Raw genomic sequence first — 18,776 nt, 5'->3', positions numbered from 1 at the left:
GCAAATGATAGTGTATAGATGCAGATTAGTAAAAGAAGTATCAAAAAGTAATATGCCAGGCGACTACTACGAAATATTGGGCGTTCCCCGTACTGCAACAAAAGAAGAGTTAAAATCAGCTTATCGTAAAATGGCAAGGAAATATCATCCTGATGTCAATAAAGATGCTGATGCCGAAGAACGCTTCAAAGAAATTAATCGTGCCTATGAAGTGTTATCTGAACCGGAGACAAAAGCACGTTATGATCGCTTTGGAGAAGCGGGAGTTTCTGGTGCTGGAGCTGGTGGCGCTGGATTTGAAACAGACATGGGCGGATTTGCTGATATTTTTGAAACTTTTTTCGGTGGTGGTTTTGGCGGTGCGACAGGTACTACGACTCGTCGTCGTGGACCTACTAGGGGCGATGATTTACGTCTTGATTTACGGTTAAAATTCCGAGAAGCAATTTTTGGCGGTGAAAAAGAGATCAAAATTCCTCATTTAGAGAATTGTCAAACTTGTAACGGCACGGGTGCTAAAAACGGTAGTTCAGCGAAAACTTGTGGTACTTGTAGTGGGACTGGTCAAGTAAGAAGGGCTACAAAAACGCCCTTTGGCAGTTTTGCACAGGTTTCAACGTGTCCAACTTGTAACGGTGAAGGGCAAATTATCGAGGAAAAATGTGAATCTTGCGGTGGGCAAGGTAGAAAACAAGTTAATAAAAAGCTCAAAATTACCATTCCGGCAGGAGTTGACACTGGTACTCGTTTAAGGGTAAGTGGTGAAGGAGATGCTGGTACTCGTGGTGGTCCTTCGGGAGATTTATATGTATATTTATCAGTAGATACTGATTCCCAATTCAAACGGGAAGGGAATAATATTTTGTCAGAAATTAGTATTAGTTATTTACAAGCGATTCTCGGTTGTCGTTTTAAAGTGCCTACCATTGACGGCGATCATGAAATTACCATTCCAGCAGGATTACAGCCAAATACAGTAATGACGTTAGAAGATAAAGGTGTGCCGAAATTAGGTAACTCTGTTAGTCGTGGTGATCATTTATTAACCATTAAGGTAGAAATTCCTAATAAAATTAATTCTGAAGAAAGGGAGTTATTAGAAAAATTAGCTCAGATTAAAGGTGAACATACTTCTAAAAGAGGATTTGAAGGATTCTTAGATAGTATATTTCATAAATAATTTAGAATTTAGAATGAGAAAGCAAAAAGTCAACTGCATCTCCTAGTCTCCTAATCTCCTAATCTCCTTGTCACCCTATCACTATTACTTGATAATATTTATAATTTATGACTAAAACACTAGATTTAAGAGGCACTCCCTGCCCTATTAATTTTGTCCGCAGTAAGTTACAGTTAGAAAAAATGTCATCAGGGGAGTTGCTTGAAATATGGTTAGATACTGGTGAACCGATAGAGCAAGTACCCAATAGTTTGGTAATGGAAGGTTACAAAGTAGAAGGAATAGAGGATCAAGGAGATTTCTTTAGTCTTTCAGTGCGGGTTTAATTGGAGTTATGGTTACACCGCAATTATCTTTTGATCAAGAATCGAGGTTGTATATTGGTACGGTTGTAGCTGTTCAAGCTAACTTTTATCAAGTGTGTTTGGATTCTGGAAAAGACACTCTTTTGTGTACACGTCCTACTCGCTTAAAAAAAATTGGGCAATCAGTGCTAGTCGGGGATCGAGTTACAATTAAGTCAAGGGAATTTGATCGAGGTGCTATTGTTGAAGTATTACCAAGAAAAACAGTATTAGAACGTCCGCCCATAGCCAACGCTGAACAAATTTTATTAGTATTTGCTTTAGAAGAACCTACATTAGATCCTGTACAACTGAGCCGTTTTTTAGTTAAGGTAGAATCCACAAATTTAAGGCTGTTATTAGGATTAAACAAAGCTGACTTGATTACTACCAAACACAGAGAAGCATGGCAAACAAGGCTAAAAAACTGGGGCTATAAGAGTTATTTTTTCAGTGTCAATACTGGGGAGGGAATTTCTGATTTACAAGAAGTTTTACACAATAAGATTACTATTTTAGCAGGACCTAGCGGTGTTGGCAAATCTAGCCTTACTTCATTATTGATCCCTGATTTAGAACTGCGTATTGGCTCAGTTTCTGGTAAGTTACAAAAAGGTCGTCATACCACTCGTCATGTAGAATTATTTGAACTTACAGACGGTGGTTTTATCGCTGATAGTCCTGGTTTTAATCAACCAAATTTTGATTTTCCGTCGGAGTCTCTCATTCATTGTTTTCCTGAAGGGAGATTAAGATTAGCTGAAAATAATTGTAAGTTTCATAATTGTGTCCATAAAGATGAGCCTGATTGTATTGTAAAAGGATCATGGGAACGTTACCCCTATTATCTCAAATTTTTAGAGGAAGCGATGGCCTATGGTGAGAAAATTGCCCATCAACGAGAAGAATCGATACTAAAGACAAAAATAAAAGCATCAGGGAAGAAATGTGACGAACCAAAATTAGAAGCAAAAAAATACCGACGGGTTTCTCGTAAAGTTACTAATCAAAAATTAGACGATTTATATACTTCTCAATCTTTTAATTCTCTTGATGATGAATTAGATTTTGAAGATTAAAATAATCCAAGCCCTCCGGATTTGCTAATTGATGCCCAAAGTTTAATGGTAAATACAAATTAACTCTCCTACATTTGGAGGTTAAGGCTAAAATCCTCATTTTTGAAAAAACGCCAATAGATTCACAAAAATAAAAATTTTTTGAGAAAAACTTTGAGGAATTAAGATACTTATATTCTCTTTATTTAATTAATATTATTTACTATTAAAAACTTTAAAATAAGCTGTTTATCATTACTTAATTATAGCTAAAAAAAATATAATTAAAATTATTAGGTATAGTTTAAGCAAAAGATGTATAATGAAAAGCCCAAGAGAAAGATGGTACTAATTATGTACTAAAAAATAGTAAAAATTATCAACACAATCATGAATCAATTATTAGAGAAAAAAAAAATAACAAAAAAAGTCGATCAGGCGATCGCTCTTCTTTATAGTTGTGGTGAAGAGAATAGTAATGAACTATTTTGGGAAAGTATAAACGATCCCTATAAATCAATTTTAGAAGAATGTTATTATTTAAATGAAGAAGGAAGATATAACCAACTAGAGCAGATTACTAATAGTATTAAATATAACAGAATTAGCTATATAAAATTAGGGATACAGTTATATCAAGTTAAATATTATCGCTTATATAAAAATCAGTATGAATGCTTTAAAGACTATTGTGAAAAAGCAGTTTACTATCCAGTATGGAGAGCAAATCAAGTAATTGAATCTTCAAGTATTGCGATTCAACTAATAAAAGCAGGATTTAATATTATTCCTCAAAATGAAGCTCAAGCTCGTTTATTAATCAAATTAAGCAAAGAAGAATTAATCAAAAAATGGCAAGAAGTTTTAGATACTTATGAAGCTCATAAAATTACAGCTAACCGCATTGAAAAAATTGTTTTTGGTGAAAATTTATTAAAGAAAAGTTCATTAAAATTACCAATTAAAGTAATTAGAGAAATAGAAATAAAAGCCTTAGAAAATGGCATATCAGCTGGAGAATTTCTTAGTAAAATTCTGGACGGAGAAATAACAATTAATCAAGATGGAAGTGTTGAAACTCAATTTAAGCAAAGGTTAGAAATATTAGAATCTCCTAGCAGTGAAATGATTAATAGATGGGAAAAAGATCTGAAGAAATTAGCATTTCAAGAGAGGAGTAAAGTAGATGATTTTGCCGAAGATTTAGCAGAAGAAGTTAAAAATACCGTGACAGATTTAAAAATCATAATCAAAAAATGTTTTATCAAATCTTTCTTACAACCATTTTTATGTGTAGAAAACCATTAATAATAAATTTGGGTTTAGGAAACATTAAGTAGATAGGATTAGACATTGAGAATCATTTATTGTATAATGTTTTTATATTTACACATTTTACATAAGAAAATGAGAACTAATATTGATCTTGATGATAGTTTACTAGAAGAAGCCTTCCGTTTAACTAATGTAAGAACAAAAAAAGAGTTAGTAAATATGGCTTTAAAAGAGTTAATTCGTAATCGAAAAAAACTGAATTTATTAGATTTAAGTGGAAAAATTGAATTTAGAGAAGACTATAATTATAAGGAATTAAGAAATAACTAAAATGTATCTAATTGATACTTCTGTTTTGGTTAATATTTTTAGAGATAAAATAGGAATTAAAAGAAAAAATTTAGAAAATATTATTCAAGATAATCCTTTCTTTTTGAGTCATTTTATCCAAATGGAATTATTACAAGGTGCTAAAAATGAAAAGGAATGGCAGCTATTAGAAATTTATTTGCATGATCAAGATTATCTTACAGAAAATAGTCCTATTTTGATTAACTCTGCTCGTATTTTCTATGATTTAAGACGTAAAGGTTTAACGGTTAGAAGTAGCATTGATTGTTGCATCGCTCAACTAGCTATCAGTTATAATTTAATTTTAATTCATAATGATAAAGATTTTGAAACTATTAAAAAAGTAAGAGATTTACAAACAATTATTTTTTCTTAAAAAGAAATTAAGATCAAAAATAAAATTAGGGAAGAGTGCTATTATTCATTAACAAATATTACTTAATTTTTTGAGTAGGGTGGGCTACGATTATCACTGATGGTAAATTCGTCTTACTACCAAAGCGAAAACGGTAATACTTGCTATTTTTGGGCTGATAAATTAATCCTAACTCAGTATCAATAATCTTAAAAGTATAACACCAATAACGGAGCGATCGAACCATATTCTTGCCCACTCCTAACCTAACTGGGGCATCTTCGGAGTTGAAAATATTACTATCATTAGATGCCACATCAAAACCTTTCTTTAACCACCCCCAACGGGGATGAAAAGTCTCATGACGAGCAAAAGTTGGAGTTACACCATTTTCCAAAAAATTGAACTCCAAATTAGTTTGAATCATTATTAGTTTGACGTGACAGTGTTGTGAAAATAATATTATACTTTGAATGTATATCAAGTATTTTGACTTTTATGATAATTTAAAACAACAAAATGACTATGATGGAATCGAAAATGTGCGACTCGTTTAGGTCAAAGTTGAGTTAAATCAGTGATAACTGAGAGACGCTTTTAAACAACGTAAACCTAGCAAGGTACAAAATGACCTAAAACAAATTATAAGCCCTTTTTAGGCAATTTTGAAGGTCAATAAATCAGAACCCCGACAGTTCAATAATCACGAAACGGTTAAGTAGAAATACTCAACAACCACCTAAAAGAAGGGAAACGTTAAGAGATCGTAATAATCACACAAGCGAATTACCGCACACTATAGGTAGTGATAACCGAACCTAAAAAGAAGTACCTTGATAACTTGTTTTTCGTGTAGGTGAAAAGCCTACCGCCCCGATGTTGGGTTGAGTGCATATTCCTTAGTCACTTGGAACTGGTAATCCCATAGGCTAAAGCAGGATTAAACGGTGTAAATACTAATAGCCTAAATTGGTACACATCTAGCATACTGACTATGACTACGAAAGAAACTCACGTTTGAACCATCGTTATTCCAAACTAGCTAAAAGGCTGACAAGCTAGACCAAAAGGTAACACTCTAACATACCAGTAAGTTGTTTTTCTTAAACTGGGAACATCTATAAAGAGTCGGTGGATAGTGAGAGTCTAAAGTCAGGTAATACGGAAAATAGGAACGAAGTAATCCCTCTTAATCTCTTAAGGAGGTCGAAAACCTTAAGTAACAACCAGTGCATGATTATTAGGGAAGAGATTGTGTAAAAAGCCAACGCTTTTATGTAACGTAAAAGATATGCTGACGTACACATTTGAATTATGTAATGAAAAGACAATAATGTAATTAAACTTATGACGAAGGTAAAATCTATCGATAAAATGAATTTCTGGAATCAAATCGACTGGAAAGTCGTAGAGATTGCGGTGTTCAGATTACAGAAGCGCATTTTCAAAGCAAGTCAAAGTGGCAATGTCAAATTAGTACACAAATTACAACGATTACTAATCTCATCGTTTTATGGGAAACTTTGGGCAACTCGTAGAGTAACTCAAGACAATCAAGGAAAAGTGACGGCAGGAGTGGATGGTAAAAAGTCTCTCACATCGAAACAAAGACTCGAACTCGTGAATAATCTGAAGGTAGGCAAGAAAGCCCATCCGTTACGCAGAGTATGGATACCAAAAGCCAACGGAGAAAAACGAGGTTTAGGAATACCCACCATAAAAGATAGAGCATTACAAGCATTAGTCAAACTAGGCTTAGAGCCACAATGGGAGGCAACTTTCGAGGAAAATTCTTACGGATTTCGACCAGCTAGAAACTGTCATGATGCCATACAAGCGATATTCAATTCAATAAAAATTAACTCAAAATATGTTTTAGATGCGGATATTAGCGGGTGTTTTGATAATTTCGACCATAATAAATTACTAACTAAATTAGGTACTTATCCCACCCTAACAAACCAAGTGAAAGCATGGTTAAAAAATGGAGTTTTGGATAATAAAATGTTAATTACTACTGACAAAGGCACACCACAAGAAGGAGTCATATCACCCTTATTGGCAAACATAGCCTTACACGGTATGGAATTAGAAGTCAAGAAATACGCCAGAACTTTAAAGGGTAAAAAGGTACACAATGAACAAACTCCTAATCTAATAAGATATGCAGACGATTTTTTAATCCTGCACAAAGACTTAGATGTAGTTCTGCAATGTAAAGTAATTATGGAAAACTGGTTGAAAGAAATAGGACTAGAATTAAAACCGAGTAAAACCAAAATATCCCACACACTTTTGGAGCATAAGGGACAAGTTGGTTTTGATTTTCTTGGATTTAACATTAGACAGTACCCAGTGGGTAAATGTCATAGTGGTAAATTGACAAACGGAAGTCAATTAGGATTCAAGACTATCATAAAACCTTCTGAAAGTAAAGTAAAATCTCATCTCAAAAAGATTGGCGATGTCATAAGAAGGCACAAATCATCTCCACAGGAGGTGTTGATTAAGGAATTAAATCCGATAATCAGAGGTTGGAGTAATTATTATAGCTCAGTCTGTAGTAAAGAAACTTATTCTCATTGTGATCATATTATATATCAACAACTTAAGAGATGGAGTGAAAGAAGACATCCTAAGAAGTCAAAATCATGGGTAGCAGACAAATATTGGCAATCAGATTATTCTAACGGAAAAATGAGAAACTGGTGTTTTGGAACTCAAGAAAAGGGCAGTATTAAATACAAACTTCTTAAACACGCTGATACCCCCATTGTCAGACACGTCAAAGTCAAAGGGAATAAAAGCCTTTTTGATGGAGATTTAATGTATTGGTGTAGTCGTTTAGGTAAGCATCCTGAAATGTCAAATCAAAAAGCTAGTCTAATGAAGAGACAAAAAGGAAAATGTAACCACTGTGGATTATATTTAAAAGATGGTGACATAGTAGAAATCGACCACGTTATCCCCAAATCACTAGGAGGAGGAAACGAAAACACTAATCTACAGTTACTTCATCGACATTGTCACGATAGTAAAACTGCAACAGACGGAAGCCTTAAAGGTAGAAGTAAAAACGCAGTGATTTGTACTCCATAGAGGCATAATTTAAAGAGCCGTGTGAAGTGAAAGTTTCATGCACGGTTCGTAGAGAGGTTTAGTCGGTGACGGCTACTCCTACTTTAATAAGAGTAGCTGACGATTTATTACTTTCTCCCATCGGCTGTGGCACATGGGCTTGGGGTAATCGGTTTCTTTGGGGTTATGAGATGACAATGGATGAAGAATTACAGCAAGTATTCAATCTTCATGTATCTCAAGGGGTAACTTGGTTTGATACAGGTGACTCTTATGGCACGGGTAAATTAAATGGACGCAGTGAGACTCTTTTAGGTAAATTTGCTAGAGAATACAGAGGAGATCATCAAAATGAAGTTGCCATTGCCACAAAATTAGCGGTTTATCCTTGGCGTTTAACTCCTCAATCCATGATTAAGGCTTGTGAAAAATCAGCTAAAAGACTAGGAAGATCCGTAGATTTAGTTCAAATGCACTGGTCTCCCGCAAAATACTTCCCTTGGCAAGAAAAACCATTATGGGAGGGGTTGGCACAGTTATATCATCAAGGATTGGTAAAAGGGATTGGTTTATCTAATTATGGACCAAAAAATTTACAACGAGCTTCTGAATATTTACGACAACAGGGGGTAAAAATTAGTACCTTACAAGTGCAATATTCTTTATTATCTACTTATCCTTTGGTGAGGTTAGGATTAAAACAGTTATGTGAGGAATTAGACATTAAAATTATTGCTTATAGCCCTCTGACTTTGGGTATTTTAACCGGTAAATATCAAGACTTAAATAGTTTACCATCAGGACCGAGAAAAGGTTTATTTAAGGAATTATTACCGAAAATTCAACCTTTATTACACACTTTAGAGGCGATCGCCAAAAATAACGGAAAAACCATGAGTCAGGTTGCCCTAAATTGGTGTATTTGTCAAGGTACAATTCCAATTCCAGGGGCTAGAAATTTACATCAAGCAAGAGAGAATATTGGTGCATTAGGTTGGCGTTTATCTTCAGCCCAAGTAACAGAATTAGAAAAAATTGCCATAAATTTAGATAAACAAATGATTCAAAATATTTTTCAAACAACATAAAGTAGGGTGGGCATTGCCCACATTTCCATAATGATTAGTTTAACCCTAACCAACTTAATAAACCTTGTCCAGTAAAATATTCAATGGCTAAAGTAATAATAAAACCGATCATCGCTGCCCTACCGTTTAACTTTTCAGCATAGTTATTAAAGCCGAATTTTGGTTCTTCGAGATTAGGGGTTTTAGTGGGTTGAGGCTGAGTCATAGTTAAGAAACTCCTGATTAAACAGTAATTATATGTTTTTATTAAATTTTGTTAACATCTTAACATTTTTTAACATTAAGAGGAATTAAGAATTAAGAATTAGGGATTAGGAAGTACTCAATTACAGGCAAGATGCCTGTGCCACTTATAATTAGTAATTAGTAGGGGTTTAATATACCTCTTGCAAAATAAAAACTATGATCAAATTAGGATAGTTTAAGATCAATTTTATGCACTTTTCCCTCTTCCCTAACTTCTGCAAGAAGTCTAATATATTAAAACCTTACAAGCTGATAACTGACTTGTTAAAAAAATTCCTCATTCCTCATTCTTTACAGCCAATGGGCAAATTCTGCGACAAAAGTATCATTAATTATGGCTTGACGAATTTTATTCGTAAAATTAATTAACTCATGTAAGTTATGTAACGATAACAAAATAAAACCTAACATTTCCCCTGAACGCAATAAATGGTTAAGATAGGCACGGGTAAAATTTTTACAAGTATAACAATTACATTGGGGATCAAGAGGGGTAAAATCTTCTTTATAGGGGGCATTTTTCAGATTTATTCTCTTACCCTGCACTAATGCCGCACCATGTCGCCCTAAGCGAGTCGGTATTACACAATCAAATAAATCGATACCAGAGGCGATCGCAATCACCATTTCTTTATAACTACCGACACCCATAAGATAACGGGGTTTATTGACAGGTAAAAGAGGAGTCGTCCATTGTATAATTTGATGGATTAACTCAGGTTTTTCGCCCACACTAACGCCGCCAATGGCATAACCGGGTAAATCTAAGCTAACTAAATCTAACGCCGATTGAGTGCGTAAGTCAGCATAAATTCCTCCTTGCACAATACCAAATAAGGCTTGTTTATCAGGCTTTTCATGGGCATTCATACACCTTTGCAACCATTTATAAGTCCTTTCTACTGCCCTTATCACTTCATCCCTTGTCGCCGTAGCCGGAGGGCATTCATCAAACGCCATAATCACATCTGCACCTAAGGCATTTTGTATTCTAATGGAATTTTCTGGTGTCATGTTAATGATTCTACCGTCTCTGGGCGATCTAAACTTAACCCCCTTATCGGTAATTTGTCGTAATTTAGCTAAACTAAATACTTGAAAACCACCTGAATCAGTCAACATGGGTTTATCCCAACCGACAAAATTATGTAAACCTCCAGCTTTAGCAACTATTTCCTCTCCGGGTTGAATATGTAAATGATAAGTATTGCCCAAAATCATTTGAGCATCGACATCTCTTAGTTGTGCAGGAGTAATACCTTTAACAGTGCCAATGGTGCCGACAGGCATAAACTTAGGGGTATCTACGCAACCGTGAGGAGTAGAAAAAACCCCCGCCCGTGCTTTAGTATGAGAACAAGATGCAATTAAAGAATAAGACAAATTAATTAGGAATTAGGAATTAGGAATTAGGAATTAGGAATTAGGAATTAGGAATCAAAAGCAACTATAGCAATCCTACTATGGGAGTTGTGAGATTTAAAGAGGTGTTAGCTATCAGCTATCAGCTTTCAGTGGTCAGCTTTAAGGTATAGTAAGATTTACAGATTTATTTTTTAATCTTTAATTCTTGACGAATGATTTAGGATTGCTATACCTACTTATTGGTTCATCTCAACCAAAAATTTTACTGTAGTTAAGTTATTCTCCTTCTAAGTATAATTGTAAAATTTGAGTTGTTACTATCATACTTTCTTCATAAAGAACATCCTTGCCTGAACGCTGTAATTGTTGACTCAATAATTGTTCAGTATCTTGATCTGCTAAAGAAGTTACTTGCTGAATGCGACAAGATTGCGCACCTCCTCCTGCTTCCATTCTCATACAACCTGTTGTTTCTGAACATAAAACAGTACAACAATCGGCGTTAAGGTTAGTAGAAGTTAGTTTTAAGCTGATTAAATCCCCCAAAACTGAACCCCAATCTGCGATCGGCACTCCTGCTAATTCTGTATTGATTTCCTTGCCTTCGGCAGTAAGAAACTTAACAGTCGTGATGTCGTAAGTGCCACTTTCATAAGTATAGCCTATGGGTTGCCAATTCAAGCGACTAGCTAACCATCCCAAATACATTAAGGCTTGAGTTGGGTTACCTTTCTCATAGTCAACAGTAACTTGATCAACTTCCCAAATAGCACTACGTCTTTCAGGAGGATCAAATGCTTCCGCCGTTAACTCTTGCCATGCTGATAATCTAGCCCAATTTAAGTCAATCAGGGGTAAATCTTGATCTAATAACTTACCTATTTTCAGTAACTCTATTTCTGGTTGTGCAAAAGTACTCGAATCAACAATTATGCGATCGCACTCCTTAATTAATCGTTGAAATAGGCAGTATTCCTGATCAATCCCAGCTTTCCACCAAATAAATTTAGGTAAATCAGGAATCATCAATTCAGAGATAATACCTCCGATACGTTCAAAAGCAGAAGCAACTCCAGTAATATTGATATACTCACAACAGATTAAAGTATTAGCAGAACGTTTATTTACTGGGCAATAAGCCGATACGGAAGCTCTTACTCCTTCATCTTTTTCCGTTGTCGGTGATAAGGTAATAATACGACAAGGATTAATAGAAGCAATGGCATCAGCAATTCCAGCACCTTCAATATCAGGAGAATACTGTTGCACTGAAGCTAAGTCTGCTAAATCGATTTTACCTTTAGCTTGTTTTGCCTCAAATTCTACCCTAAGTTTAGCTAACAATTCAGGGGAAGAAAGCCCTGTAATTTCTAAACCATAGGCTTTTTGAGCCGCTTTAATGGCTGAAGTAGTACGAGGTCCACCAATTCCATCTACAGGTCCGGTATAAAAACCGAGAGCGGCTAGTAAAGGCTGTGTAACTTCCGGCTCATATACTAAAAAACTAAAACTAGAAGCCCTTGTTGCGGCTAAACCGTCACCTGAGCCTGTATAAGTTTGCCAAATTTGTCTTAATTCGTGATCGATGTATTCTAAATCAACATCTTTTGGTGCTTGTAAGGATACTAAGGGAGTTGTCATGGTTTTTTTGTGTATTAAATAATTATGTAGGCTGGGCAATGCTCACATTTCCATGATATAGAATCTAAAAAATAGTCATCTGTGTAAGTCTTATTTTGTCTTTTAGTCCACATTTATACATTTAGAATTTTATAATAGGGATTTTGGGCAAATAACAAAAGAAAGTAAGATATTTAATTAGGTAAAACCATTTAACTTTCATAGAATCTAATTATCTGTTATTAGTAATTCATGATAAACAGAAAAATTTATTAAACTTTATTTTGATGACTATAAAATAGATAAAGAAATTGTGGGCGATACATGACGATAAAATAGATAGAAAAATTGTGGACACTGCCCACTCTACAAAAATAGAAGTTGTCAGAATTGAGCATTCGTGGTTATTATAATCTTCTCCACTTACGCCCGTCACGGTTAAGCAAAAATTCCGCCTCTGGAGGTTGCCATGTACCTGCTTCATATAATGGTATAGAATCAGGAGCAGAAGGAGCATCCCACGCTGTTAAAGCCGGAGTAACGATACGCCACGCTTCCTCTACTTCATCGGCACGGGTAAACAATGTTTGATCCCCTAACATACAATCTAAAAGTAAACGGTGATAAGCGTCTGCGGTGTTAATACCAAAAGATGAACCATAGCTGAAATCCATATCTACTGTACGAGTGCGTAATTCAGATCCCGGAACTTTGGCTTCAAATCTTAAAGAAATGCCCTCATTGGGTTGGATGCGCAAGGCGAGAATATTCGGATTAGTTTGTTGTGCCGCCGAAGGAAAAATAGTTAAAGGCACATCTTTAAATTGAATGGCAATCTCAGAAACTTTTTTTGGTAATCGTTTACCAGTGCGTAAATAAAAAGGTACACCTTGCCAACGCCAATTATCTACCATTAATTTTAACGCCACAAAAGTAGGAGTTGTCGAGTGAGGATTTACGTCTTTTTCGTCTCGATAACCCGGAATCGCTTTTCCCTTCATCCATCCGGCGGAATATTGTCCCCTAATAGCGCTTTTTTCTAAGTTTTTGACATCCGCTAAACGAGTTGATTGTAAAACTTTGACTTTTTCACCCCTAATACTATCAGCATTGACTCCGTTAGGTGTTTCCATGGCTGTTAGACAAAATAGCTGTAAAAGGTGGTTTTGTACCATATCCCTTAAAGCCCCTGCCATTTCATAGTAACCTGCCCTTTCTTCTACCCCTACAGTTTCGGCTACCGTGATTTGAATATTGTCAACATAGTTGCGATTCCATAACGGCTCAAAAATTGCATTGGCAAAACGAAATACCATTAAATTTTGTACCGTTTCTTTACCTAAATAATGATCAATACGGTAAATTTGTTCTTCTTTACAAACTTTTTGAACAATACGATTTAATACCTGCGCACTGCTTAAATCTTTACCAAAAGGCTTTTCAATGACTAAACGATGTTTTAAAGCATCATCTAACATTCCTGCCGCCCCTAATTGTTTAATGGCAGGGGGAAAAAATTTAGGAGAAACTGCTAGATAAAAAACACGATTACCTCTTGTGCCTCTTTTACCGTCTAAATCTTCGAGAAATGCCTTTAATTTTTCATAACTTTCGGCTTCATCCATATTTCCGTCACAGTAAAAAAGTCCTTGGGCAAAATCTTCCCATAAGTCTTCTTGCCCAATACCGTCAGAAAATTCCTCGATTCCTTCTCGCATTTGTTCTCGAAAATAGTCATGACTCCATTCTCGTCGTGCTACGCCTACGATAGTCATTTCTGGCGGTAATCGCCCTTCTTTTTTCAATTGATATAAAGCAGGTACTAATTTTCTTTGGGTTAAATCTCCTGATGCACCAAAAATAACTAAGATTAATGGTTCTGGAGTTTTTGCTTGTTTTAAGCCAACTCTGAGAGGATTTTCTTGTAGTGTCAACATTTAATTCTGTTTTTAAACAACCACTTTCATTCTAGTTTCTCTCTCAAAATGTGATTGATTTTCTTGCTATAAGTAAAGTTTTGTTAACTTGCCCTAGGGTGTTATTTTAAACGTCATTTCAAGATGGGTTAATAGACACGAGTGCAAAATAAAAAGTAAAATCTATTTTAGGGTGGAAAACATAAATTTCTTAACTTATTACTTATTACTCATTACTCATTACTCGACTTGGTGCAAGAAGTCTAATGGTTATGAGCAATTATCTCTCTTTGAAATTTATTTCAAAGCTAATAGCTAACGTCCATTAAAATGGACTCTGAAAATATAATTTAACTTTTTTTGACATTTTTAAAGATAGGTTATCTGTTACTTATTACTTATTATTTCAACCCAAAGTTATCTATCTTTACAGTTGACGAGCTTTTTTCTTTTTCATGGCAACACCTAAACCCCCCGCTAAGATTGTACCCATAATGGTTAAAGGTTCTGGAACTGCTGCCGCCGGTTGAGTTTCCACGGTAAGTTCACGAATTTGCAAACTACCAGTATTGCCGTTTAAGTAAGCACTGACATTAATTCCTTGATTACCTAAGGCCACAAATTGATTGTTAAAATTGGTGACTTGTTCATCTACAAAATTGATTTCCGCAGAATAATTAGAGTTTTGACTAAATGTTGCAGGATACCTGTTCGCTGTATTACTAACATTTCCGGGTTTATAGCTAAGTAGCTGTACTGGAGCTGAAAAAGTGAGTTTTACATAACCGTTGTAACCGCAGAAACTTCCTAAACTACCAAAAAAACACAATCCGTCAGAATTACTCTTAGAATTTGTGGTTGGGGCAAAATTAGAAGCAGTAAGGGTTATACCACTATTCGTAATACTCGTAGAAGTTACACCATCGGTAAATTGAGATAAGTCAAAAGTTACTGCAATAGCTTGAACGGGTTGAGAAAAAGTACTAGCGTGTAATATAAGTATCCCCCCCCTAAAGAGGCGGTAGAGATAAGTTTTTTTAATGTCATGATTTTCCACTTTAAATCAGGGATTTTCTAAATATATCATACTCATAATCAAGAAAAATTATCTAAAATTATTCATATAATTACTAATTAATATTTATGACTATTACTGCCATTAAAAATACAGTTTTAACCTTAGAAGAGTTTTTACAACAAGATTATATAGAAGAATCTCCTGCTTATGAATATATTGATAACGACATCATCAAAAAACCGATGCCAAAAATTCATCATAGTCGAATACAAATAAAATTAGCCAGTTTGATTGAATCGATAGTAGAAACTGAAAAAATAGTCGTTGTTTTTACAGAATTAAGATGTAATTTTGGAAGTAGATCTATCGTTCCTGATATAGTAGTAGTCTCTTTGGACAAAATACCACTAAATGAGGATAATGAATTAGAAAATAATTCTATTTTTTTCCCCCCAGATTGGACTATCGAAATTTTATCACCTAATCAAAAACAGACCAAAGTAATTGATAATATTTTATATTGTTTAGAATATGGCACTTCTTTAGGATGGTTAATTGATACTGATGAAAAAATAATCATGGTATTTGAACCAGAAAAACCTCTGAAAATTTATCGAGATCAAGAAATTTTACCGATTCTTAAAAATACCAATTTACAATTAACTCCTCACAAAATATTTTCTTGGCTAAAACTGAAATAATGTGGGCGGTGCATAACCCTACTTTTGATTATTCAGTTAAGTATAATAATCTTTTGCCATGAATTAGGGCAGCAACAGTGACAATATTTGATTCAATGCGATAGATTAAGCGATAACTATAGGCAAATTGCTCAATAATTGTAGATTCTTCTATTTCAGGAATTAATCTTCCCTGTTTTGCCTCTTCCGATAATTTACTGGTAATTTCGATGACTCTTTGCACCACCGCCGCCGCATAAGACGGTGAATCTCTAGCGATATAAGCGGCGATCGCTTCTACATCTTCCACTGCTTTAGGAGACCAAACTACTCGATAAGCCATTTATTTAACAATCCTTCTACTTCTGCTTGTTGTAAAACCCCTTCTTTATCGGCTATTTGTAAACCTTGACGCACTTTGCCTAAGACATATAAATGATATTGTATATCTTCAATGGTGCAATCATCAGGTAATTTTCGTAACATTGTTTCAACGGTTTTTTTTGTAGAACTCATAAAATAATTAGGAATGAGGAATTAATAATGAGAAATGAAAAAGCAAAAAGTCTCCCTGTCTCCTTTCCCCTATTCTAGTCTTTTAGCTTTCCTGCCCACTCGCTCTAAATTATGGTCCAGAAAAAACGGCATCTTCAATGTCTTGGCGAGAAAGAGAATAACGAAATACTCTTTTTATATCACTACCATCAGCACCGGCATTGAGATAATTAACATTAAGATCCTCTATTTCTAAAGTTATTTCTGCTTCCCATCCTCGTTTTTTGACATACCAACAATTAAGTGCTTGTGGATTTTGTTCACATCCCATTTGTTTTAACCAATTTTCAATTTCAGGCAGGGGAAAATTATATAAAGGACTATTAGAGGTTAATTTGGGCATTATTTTCTTCAGATGGGGCAAAAAAATAGAATTTTAGGATTAACAAATAAGTAAGTACGCAAAATTAATTGTATATAGACAAGGGGTTTAAACCCTTTTTTATCATAGATTTGAGAAAAACAAAGGGCATCGATTAATTTTGCACTGGTACTTATCACTCACTATATACCAGAAGTTCTCAACCACGCAAGAGTTATGGCTAGTAATAGACAACCGATAATTGTTAATCCCATTAAGAATAATGCAAACAATTCTCCACTAGATAACGGTCTTTCTGTAGGATCTAAGTATGTTGTTCTGATGTCTTCTTCATCGGCATCGGCATCGGCTGAGATGGTAAAATGATAGGAACTTTGAATCACATTCCAGCGAGAATAACCAATTTGTAAATCATAAAGAGATCGTCTTTCGGGATTCGCCAAAATACCATAAGCCTCATTTAATCGTTGAAATTTTTGTCTTGCCTCCTCTAAAGGTAAATTAGTTGTATCAGGATGGTAAAGTTTACTTAACTCTCGATAAGTCCTTCTAATATCGATAACTGATGCGCAAGGATGTAAATTAAATAAACCATAATGAGTATTAGCAAAATATTGATTGACAGTGGAAGGAAATTTATTTTTGCTTTGGGAGTTCATCGTTTTCTTTTGACAATGAAGATCTGTTTCAATATTCTAGATCAAGGTCTTTTTTTTTTCTACCTTAAAAATCAAACTTCAACTTATGTTAACAATTCCGTTTTATTCTACTTTTAAACGTATTTTAATTATTTTCATTTGTGCCTTAACTTTCTGGTTTAGTTATCCGAATCTTAGCTATGGAGATATTGATGATGATCGCTACGATGGCAATATTTTTGTTGTTTATGCAGGTAATGGTTCATTAGTACCTTCAAAACTGACCTTAAAACAGTCTTTAGATCGAGAAATGCCCGTGATTTTGGTTTACTATCTCGATGATAATAGCGATTCTAAACAATATGCTTTTATCGTTTCTCGTTTCCAAGAATTTTATGGTAGGGCAGCGAGTATCATAGCTGTTACAGTGGATACCATTCCCCCCAAGGACAAATATGAACCGAATGAAATTGGTTATTATTATAAAGGCGGTATTCCTCAAACCGTTGTTTTAGATCAAAAAGGTAATGTAGTTTTTGATGAAATTGGACAATCAAAATTTGAAGATGTGGACGATGTATTAAGAAAAGTTTTTAATTTACTACCACGTTCGGAATCTATAGAGTTAAAACGCAAAACTTTCAACCAATTTAATAGTGAATTAGTGCCTGTGGAGAAATAAGACAGGAGAAAAGGAGAACAGAGGAAGAGGAAAAGTCATTATTAATTAATAACGGTGAATAGGCATCTTGCCTGTAATTTCTAACAAAGGGTTTAAACCCCTTGCTAATTCCTGATTCCTCATTTCTGATTATCTAATAGGGTTTTTGTAACTGACGACGTAATTCTTCTAACTCAATATCCACAACACTTGCAGAAGGTGCTGGAGTTTTTGACGAAGTTGGAATATCAATACCTTGAGGTAAAGCAGTGTTAGATTGGGGTGTGCCTGATAATTGAGCCTTCAGCATGGCTAATTCGTCTTCTATTTCGCTACCACCTTCTAACTGTGCCCATTTAGAGTCTTCTCCCATTCCTGCTAATTCTCCAGCCGTTTGAGATACCGCTTCCATTTGAAGAACTTTGTCTTCCATACGTTCAAAAGCTGACATGGCAGAGCTAGTATTTAAGTTAGAAATAGTGCTTTGTAACTGTTGATTAGCTTTAGCCGCACTCATACGAGCTTTAAGCATATCTTTCTTGGTTTTTGCTTCAGAAATTTTACTCTCTAAAGCCGTGAGATTACGACGTAAAGAGTCGATTTGCCCCACTTGTGAATCTAATTGAGTTTTTAAAGTAGCTGCAGTATCAGCATGGGTTTTTTTCCGCACTAAGGCTTCACGAGCTAAAGTTTCTTCACCTTTAGTTAAAGCTAATTGAGCTCTTTGTTGCCACATATTAGCTTCAGAAAGATTTTTTTGATACTGTTGTTCGGTTCTTTTTTGAGCAGCGATCGCCTGTGCTACTGCTTGACGCATTTTTATAAGATCATCCCCCATTTCCCGAAGACTTTGTTCTAAAACTTTTTCGGGATCTTCTGCCTTGTCAATCATATCGTTAACATTGGCTCTTACTACTCTACTGATGCGATCAAAAATTCCCATAATAATTTCAACCTTTTATTCTACTTCTATACTTATATTACTTTATCATTTTCGACTTTGTTCTATTGTAAATCATCATTTCT

At 34.8% G+C, this 18,776-nt stretch carries 21 protein-coding genes; 10 read left to right on the top strand and 11 right to left on the bottom strand.

All coding sequences use genetic code 11. The features are described from left to right. The first annotated feature begins 52 nt into the window (after window positions 1-52). The 6 genes from dnaJ to FWJ34_RS00160 all read left to right on the top strand — a co-directional run bounded on the left by dnaJ (window position 53) and on the right by FWJ34_RS00160 (window position 4,584). The gene (gene dnaJ, locus FWJ34_RS00185; protein WP_308253216.1) at window positions 53-1,180 is read left to right on the top strand and encodes a molecular chaperone DnaJ; all 1,128 of its coding nucleotides are present in this window, start codon (window positions 53-55) and stop codon (window positions 1,178-1,180) included. Between the two features lie 107 nt (window positions 1,181-1,287). Continuing rightward, window positions 1,288-1,506 carry a sulfurtransferase TusA family protein gene (locus FWJ34_RS00180; RefSeq protein WP_308253215.1) on the top strand — a complete coding sequence of 73 codons (219 nt, stop codon included), beginning with the start codon at window positions 1,288-1,290 and terminating at the stop codon, window positions 1,504-1,506. Between the two features lie 8 nt (window positions 1,507-1,514). Then, window positions 1,515-2,603, top strand: coding sequence for a small ribosomal subunit biogenesis GTPase RsgA (gene rsgA, locus FWJ34_RS00175; protein WP_308253214.1), 1,089 nt, complete (start codon window positions 1,515-1,517; stop codon window positions 2,601-2,603). Between the two features lie 369 nt (window positions 2,604-2,972). Continuing rightward, window positions 2,973-3,890, top strand: coding sequence for a hypothetical protein (locus tag FWJ34_RS00170; protein WP_308253212.1), 918 nt, complete (start codon window positions 2,973-2,975; stop codon window positions 3,888-3,890). 99 nt (window positions 3,891-3,989) lie between these two features. Further along, window positions 3,990-4,187 carry a type II toxin-antitoxin system VapB family antitoxin gene (locus FWJ34_RS00165; RefSeq protein WP_308253211.1) on the top strand — a complete coding sequence of 66 codons (198 nt, stop codon included), beginning with the start codon at window positions 3,990-3,992 and terminating at the stop codon, window positions 4,185-4,187. A gap of 1 nt (window position 4,188) precedes the next feature. Then, the gene (locus FWJ34_RS00160; RefSeq protein ID WP_308253210.1) at window positions 4,189-4,584 is read left to right on the top strand and encodes a PIN domain-containing protein; all 396 of its coding nucleotides are present in this window, start codon (window positions 4,189-4,191) and stop codon (window positions 4,582-4,584) included. Window positions 4,585-4,642: 58 nt separating this feature from the next. Here FWJ34_RS00160 and FWJ34_RS00155 read toward each other — a convergent pair whose 3' ends face one another. Continuing rightward, the gene (locus FWJ34_RS00155) at window positions 4,643-4,990 is read right to left on the bottom strand and encodes a DUF4007 family protein (RefSeq protein WP_308253209.1); all 348 of its coding nucleotides are present in this window, start codon (window positions 4,988-4,990) and stop codon (window positions 4,643-4,645) included. Between the two features lie 920 nt (window positions 4,991-5,910). On the opposite strand from FWJ34_RS00155, the gene ltrA reads away from it, so the two are divergent. Together ltrA and FWJ34_RS00145 are read left to right on the top strand one after the other, a co-directional pair. Further along, window positions 5,911-7,662, top strand: coding sequence for a group II intron reverse transcriptase/maturase (ltrA, locus tag FWJ34_RS00150; RefSeq protein WP_308253208.1), 1,752 nt, complete (start codon window positions 5,911-5,913; stop codon window positions 7,660-7,662). A 65-nt stretch (window positions 7,663-7,727) separates the two neighbouring features. After that, window positions 7,728-8,729 carry an aldo/keto reductase gene (locus FWJ34_RS00145; protein WP_308253206.1) on the top strand — a complete coding sequence of 334 codons (1,002 nt, stop codon included), beginning with the start codon at window positions 7,728-7,730 and terminating at the stop codon, window positions 8,727-8,729. Window positions 8,730-8,763: 34 nt separating this feature from the next. Here FWJ34_RS00145 and FWJ34_RS00140 read toward each other — a convergent pair whose 3' ends face one another. The 5 genes from FWJ34_RS00140 to FWJ34_RS00120 form a co-directional block, all read right to left on the bottom strand. Then, window positions 8,764-8,934, bottom strand: coding sequence for a hypothetical protein (locus FWJ34_RS00140; RefSeq protein WP_308253205.1), 171 nt, complete (start codon window positions 8,932-8,934; stop codon window positions 8,764-8,766). A gap of 332 nt (window positions 8,935-9,266) precedes the next feature. Next, the gene (gene tgt, locus FWJ34_RS00135) at window positions 9,267-10,364 is read right to left on the bottom strand and encodes a tRNA guanosine(34) transglycosylase Tgt (protein ID WP_308253252.1); all 1,098 of its coding nucleotides are present in this window, start codon (window positions 10,362-10,364) and stop codon (window positions 9,267-9,269) included. Between the two features lie 252 nt (window positions 10,365-10,616). Beyond that, the gene (opcA, locus tag FWJ34_RS00130; RefSeq protein WP_308253204.1) at window positions 10,617-11,981 is read right to left on the bottom strand and encodes a glucose-6-phosphate dehydrogenase assembly protein OpcA; all 1,365 of its coding nucleotides are present in this window, start codon (window positions 11,979-11,981) and stop codon (window positions 10,617-10,619) included. Window positions 11,982-12,367: 386 nt separating this feature from the next. Continuing rightward, the gene (gene zwf / locus FWJ34_RS00125; protein ID WP_308253202.1) at window positions 12,368-13,897 is read right to left on the bottom strand and encodes a glucose-6-phosphate dehydrogenase; all 1,530 of its coding nucleotides are present in this window, start codon (window positions 13,895-13,897) and stop codon (window positions 12,368-12,370) included. Window positions 13,898-14,303: 406 nt separating this feature from the next. Continuing rightward, on the bottom strand, window positions 14,304-14,933 hold the full coding sequence (locus FWJ34_RS00120) for a PEP-CTERM sorting domain-containing protein (RefSeq protein ID WP_308253201.1): 630 nt from the start codon (window positions 14,931-14,933) through the stop codon (window positions 14,304-14,306). A gap of 86 nt (window positions 14,934-15,019) precedes the next feature. On the opposite strand from FWJ34_RS00120, the gene FWJ34_RS00115 reads away from it, so the two are divergent. After that, a complete protein-coding gene (locus FWJ34_RS00115; RefSeq protein ID WP_308253200.1) occupies window positions 15,020-15,595 on the top strand; it encodes a Uma2 family endonuclease in 576 nt (191 codons plus the stop codon). A 28-nt stretch (window positions 15,596-15,623) separates the two neighbouring features. Here FWJ34_RS00115 and FWJ34_RS00110 read toward each other — a convergent pair whose 3' ends face one another. The 4 genes from FWJ34_RS00110 to FWJ34_RS00095 all read right to left on the bottom strand — a co-directional run bounded on the left by FWJ34_RS00110 (window position 15,624) and on the right by FWJ34_RS00095 (window position 17,110). Beyond that, the gene (locus FWJ34_RS00110) at window positions 15,624-15,917 is read right to left on the bottom strand and encodes a type II toxin-antitoxin system RelE/ParE family toxin (RefSeq protein ID WP_308253199.1); all 294 of its coding nucleotides are present in this window, start codon (window positions 15,915-15,917) and stop codon (window positions 15,624-15,626) included. Further along, window positions 15,902-16,090, bottom strand: a complete 189-nt coding sequence (locus tag FWJ34_RS00105; protein WP_308253198.1) for a hypothetical protein — start codon at window positions 16,088-16,090, stop codon at window positions 15,902-15,904. The genes FWJ34_RS00110 and FWJ34_RS00105 overlap by 16 nt, the downstream gene beginning before the upstream one ends. 109 nt (window positions 16,091-16,199) lie before the next feature. Next, window positions 16,200-16,472: a DUF3143 domain-containing protein gene (locus tag FWJ34_RS00100; RefSeq protein WP_308253197.1), complete on the bottom strand. Its 273-nt coding sequence runs from the start codon at window positions 16,470-16,472 to the stop codon at window positions 16,200-16,202. A 161-nt stretch (window positions 16,473-16,633) separates the two neighbouring features. Next, window positions 16,634-17,110, bottom strand: a complete 477-nt coding sequence (locus FWJ34_RS00095; protein WP_308253196.1) for a J domain-containing protein — start codon at window positions 17,108-17,110, stop codon at window positions 16,634-16,636. Window positions 17,111-17,195: 85 nt separating this feature from the next. Between FWJ34_RS00095 and FWJ34_RS00090 the strand changes: the two genes are divergently transcribed. Further along, on the top strand, window positions 17,196-17,771 hold the full coding sequence (locus tag FWJ34_RS00090) for a thylakoid membrane photosystem I accumulation factor (RefSeq protein ID WP_308253195.1): 576 nt from the start codon (window positions 17,196-17,198) through the stop codon (window positions 17,769-17,771). A gap of 133 nt (window positions 17,772-17,904) precedes the next feature. Here the strand turns inward: FWJ34_RS00090 and FWJ34_RS00085 are convergent, their stop codons facing one another. Beyond that, a complete protein-coding gene (locus FWJ34_RS00085; RefSeq protein WP_308253193.1) occupies window positions 17,905-18,693 on the bottom strand; it encodes a PspA/IM30 family protein in 789 nt (262 codons plus the stop codon). Window positions 18,694-18,776 lie beyond the last annotated feature (83 nt).

Origin of the sequence: Geminocystis sp. GBBB08 (assembly GCF_016743215.1) — a bacterium.
GTDB lineage: Bacteria > Cyanobacteriota > Cyanobacteriia > Cyanobacteriales > Cyanobacteriaceae > Geminocystis.
This window is presented reverse-complemented; position numbering and strand designations above follow the sequence as displayed.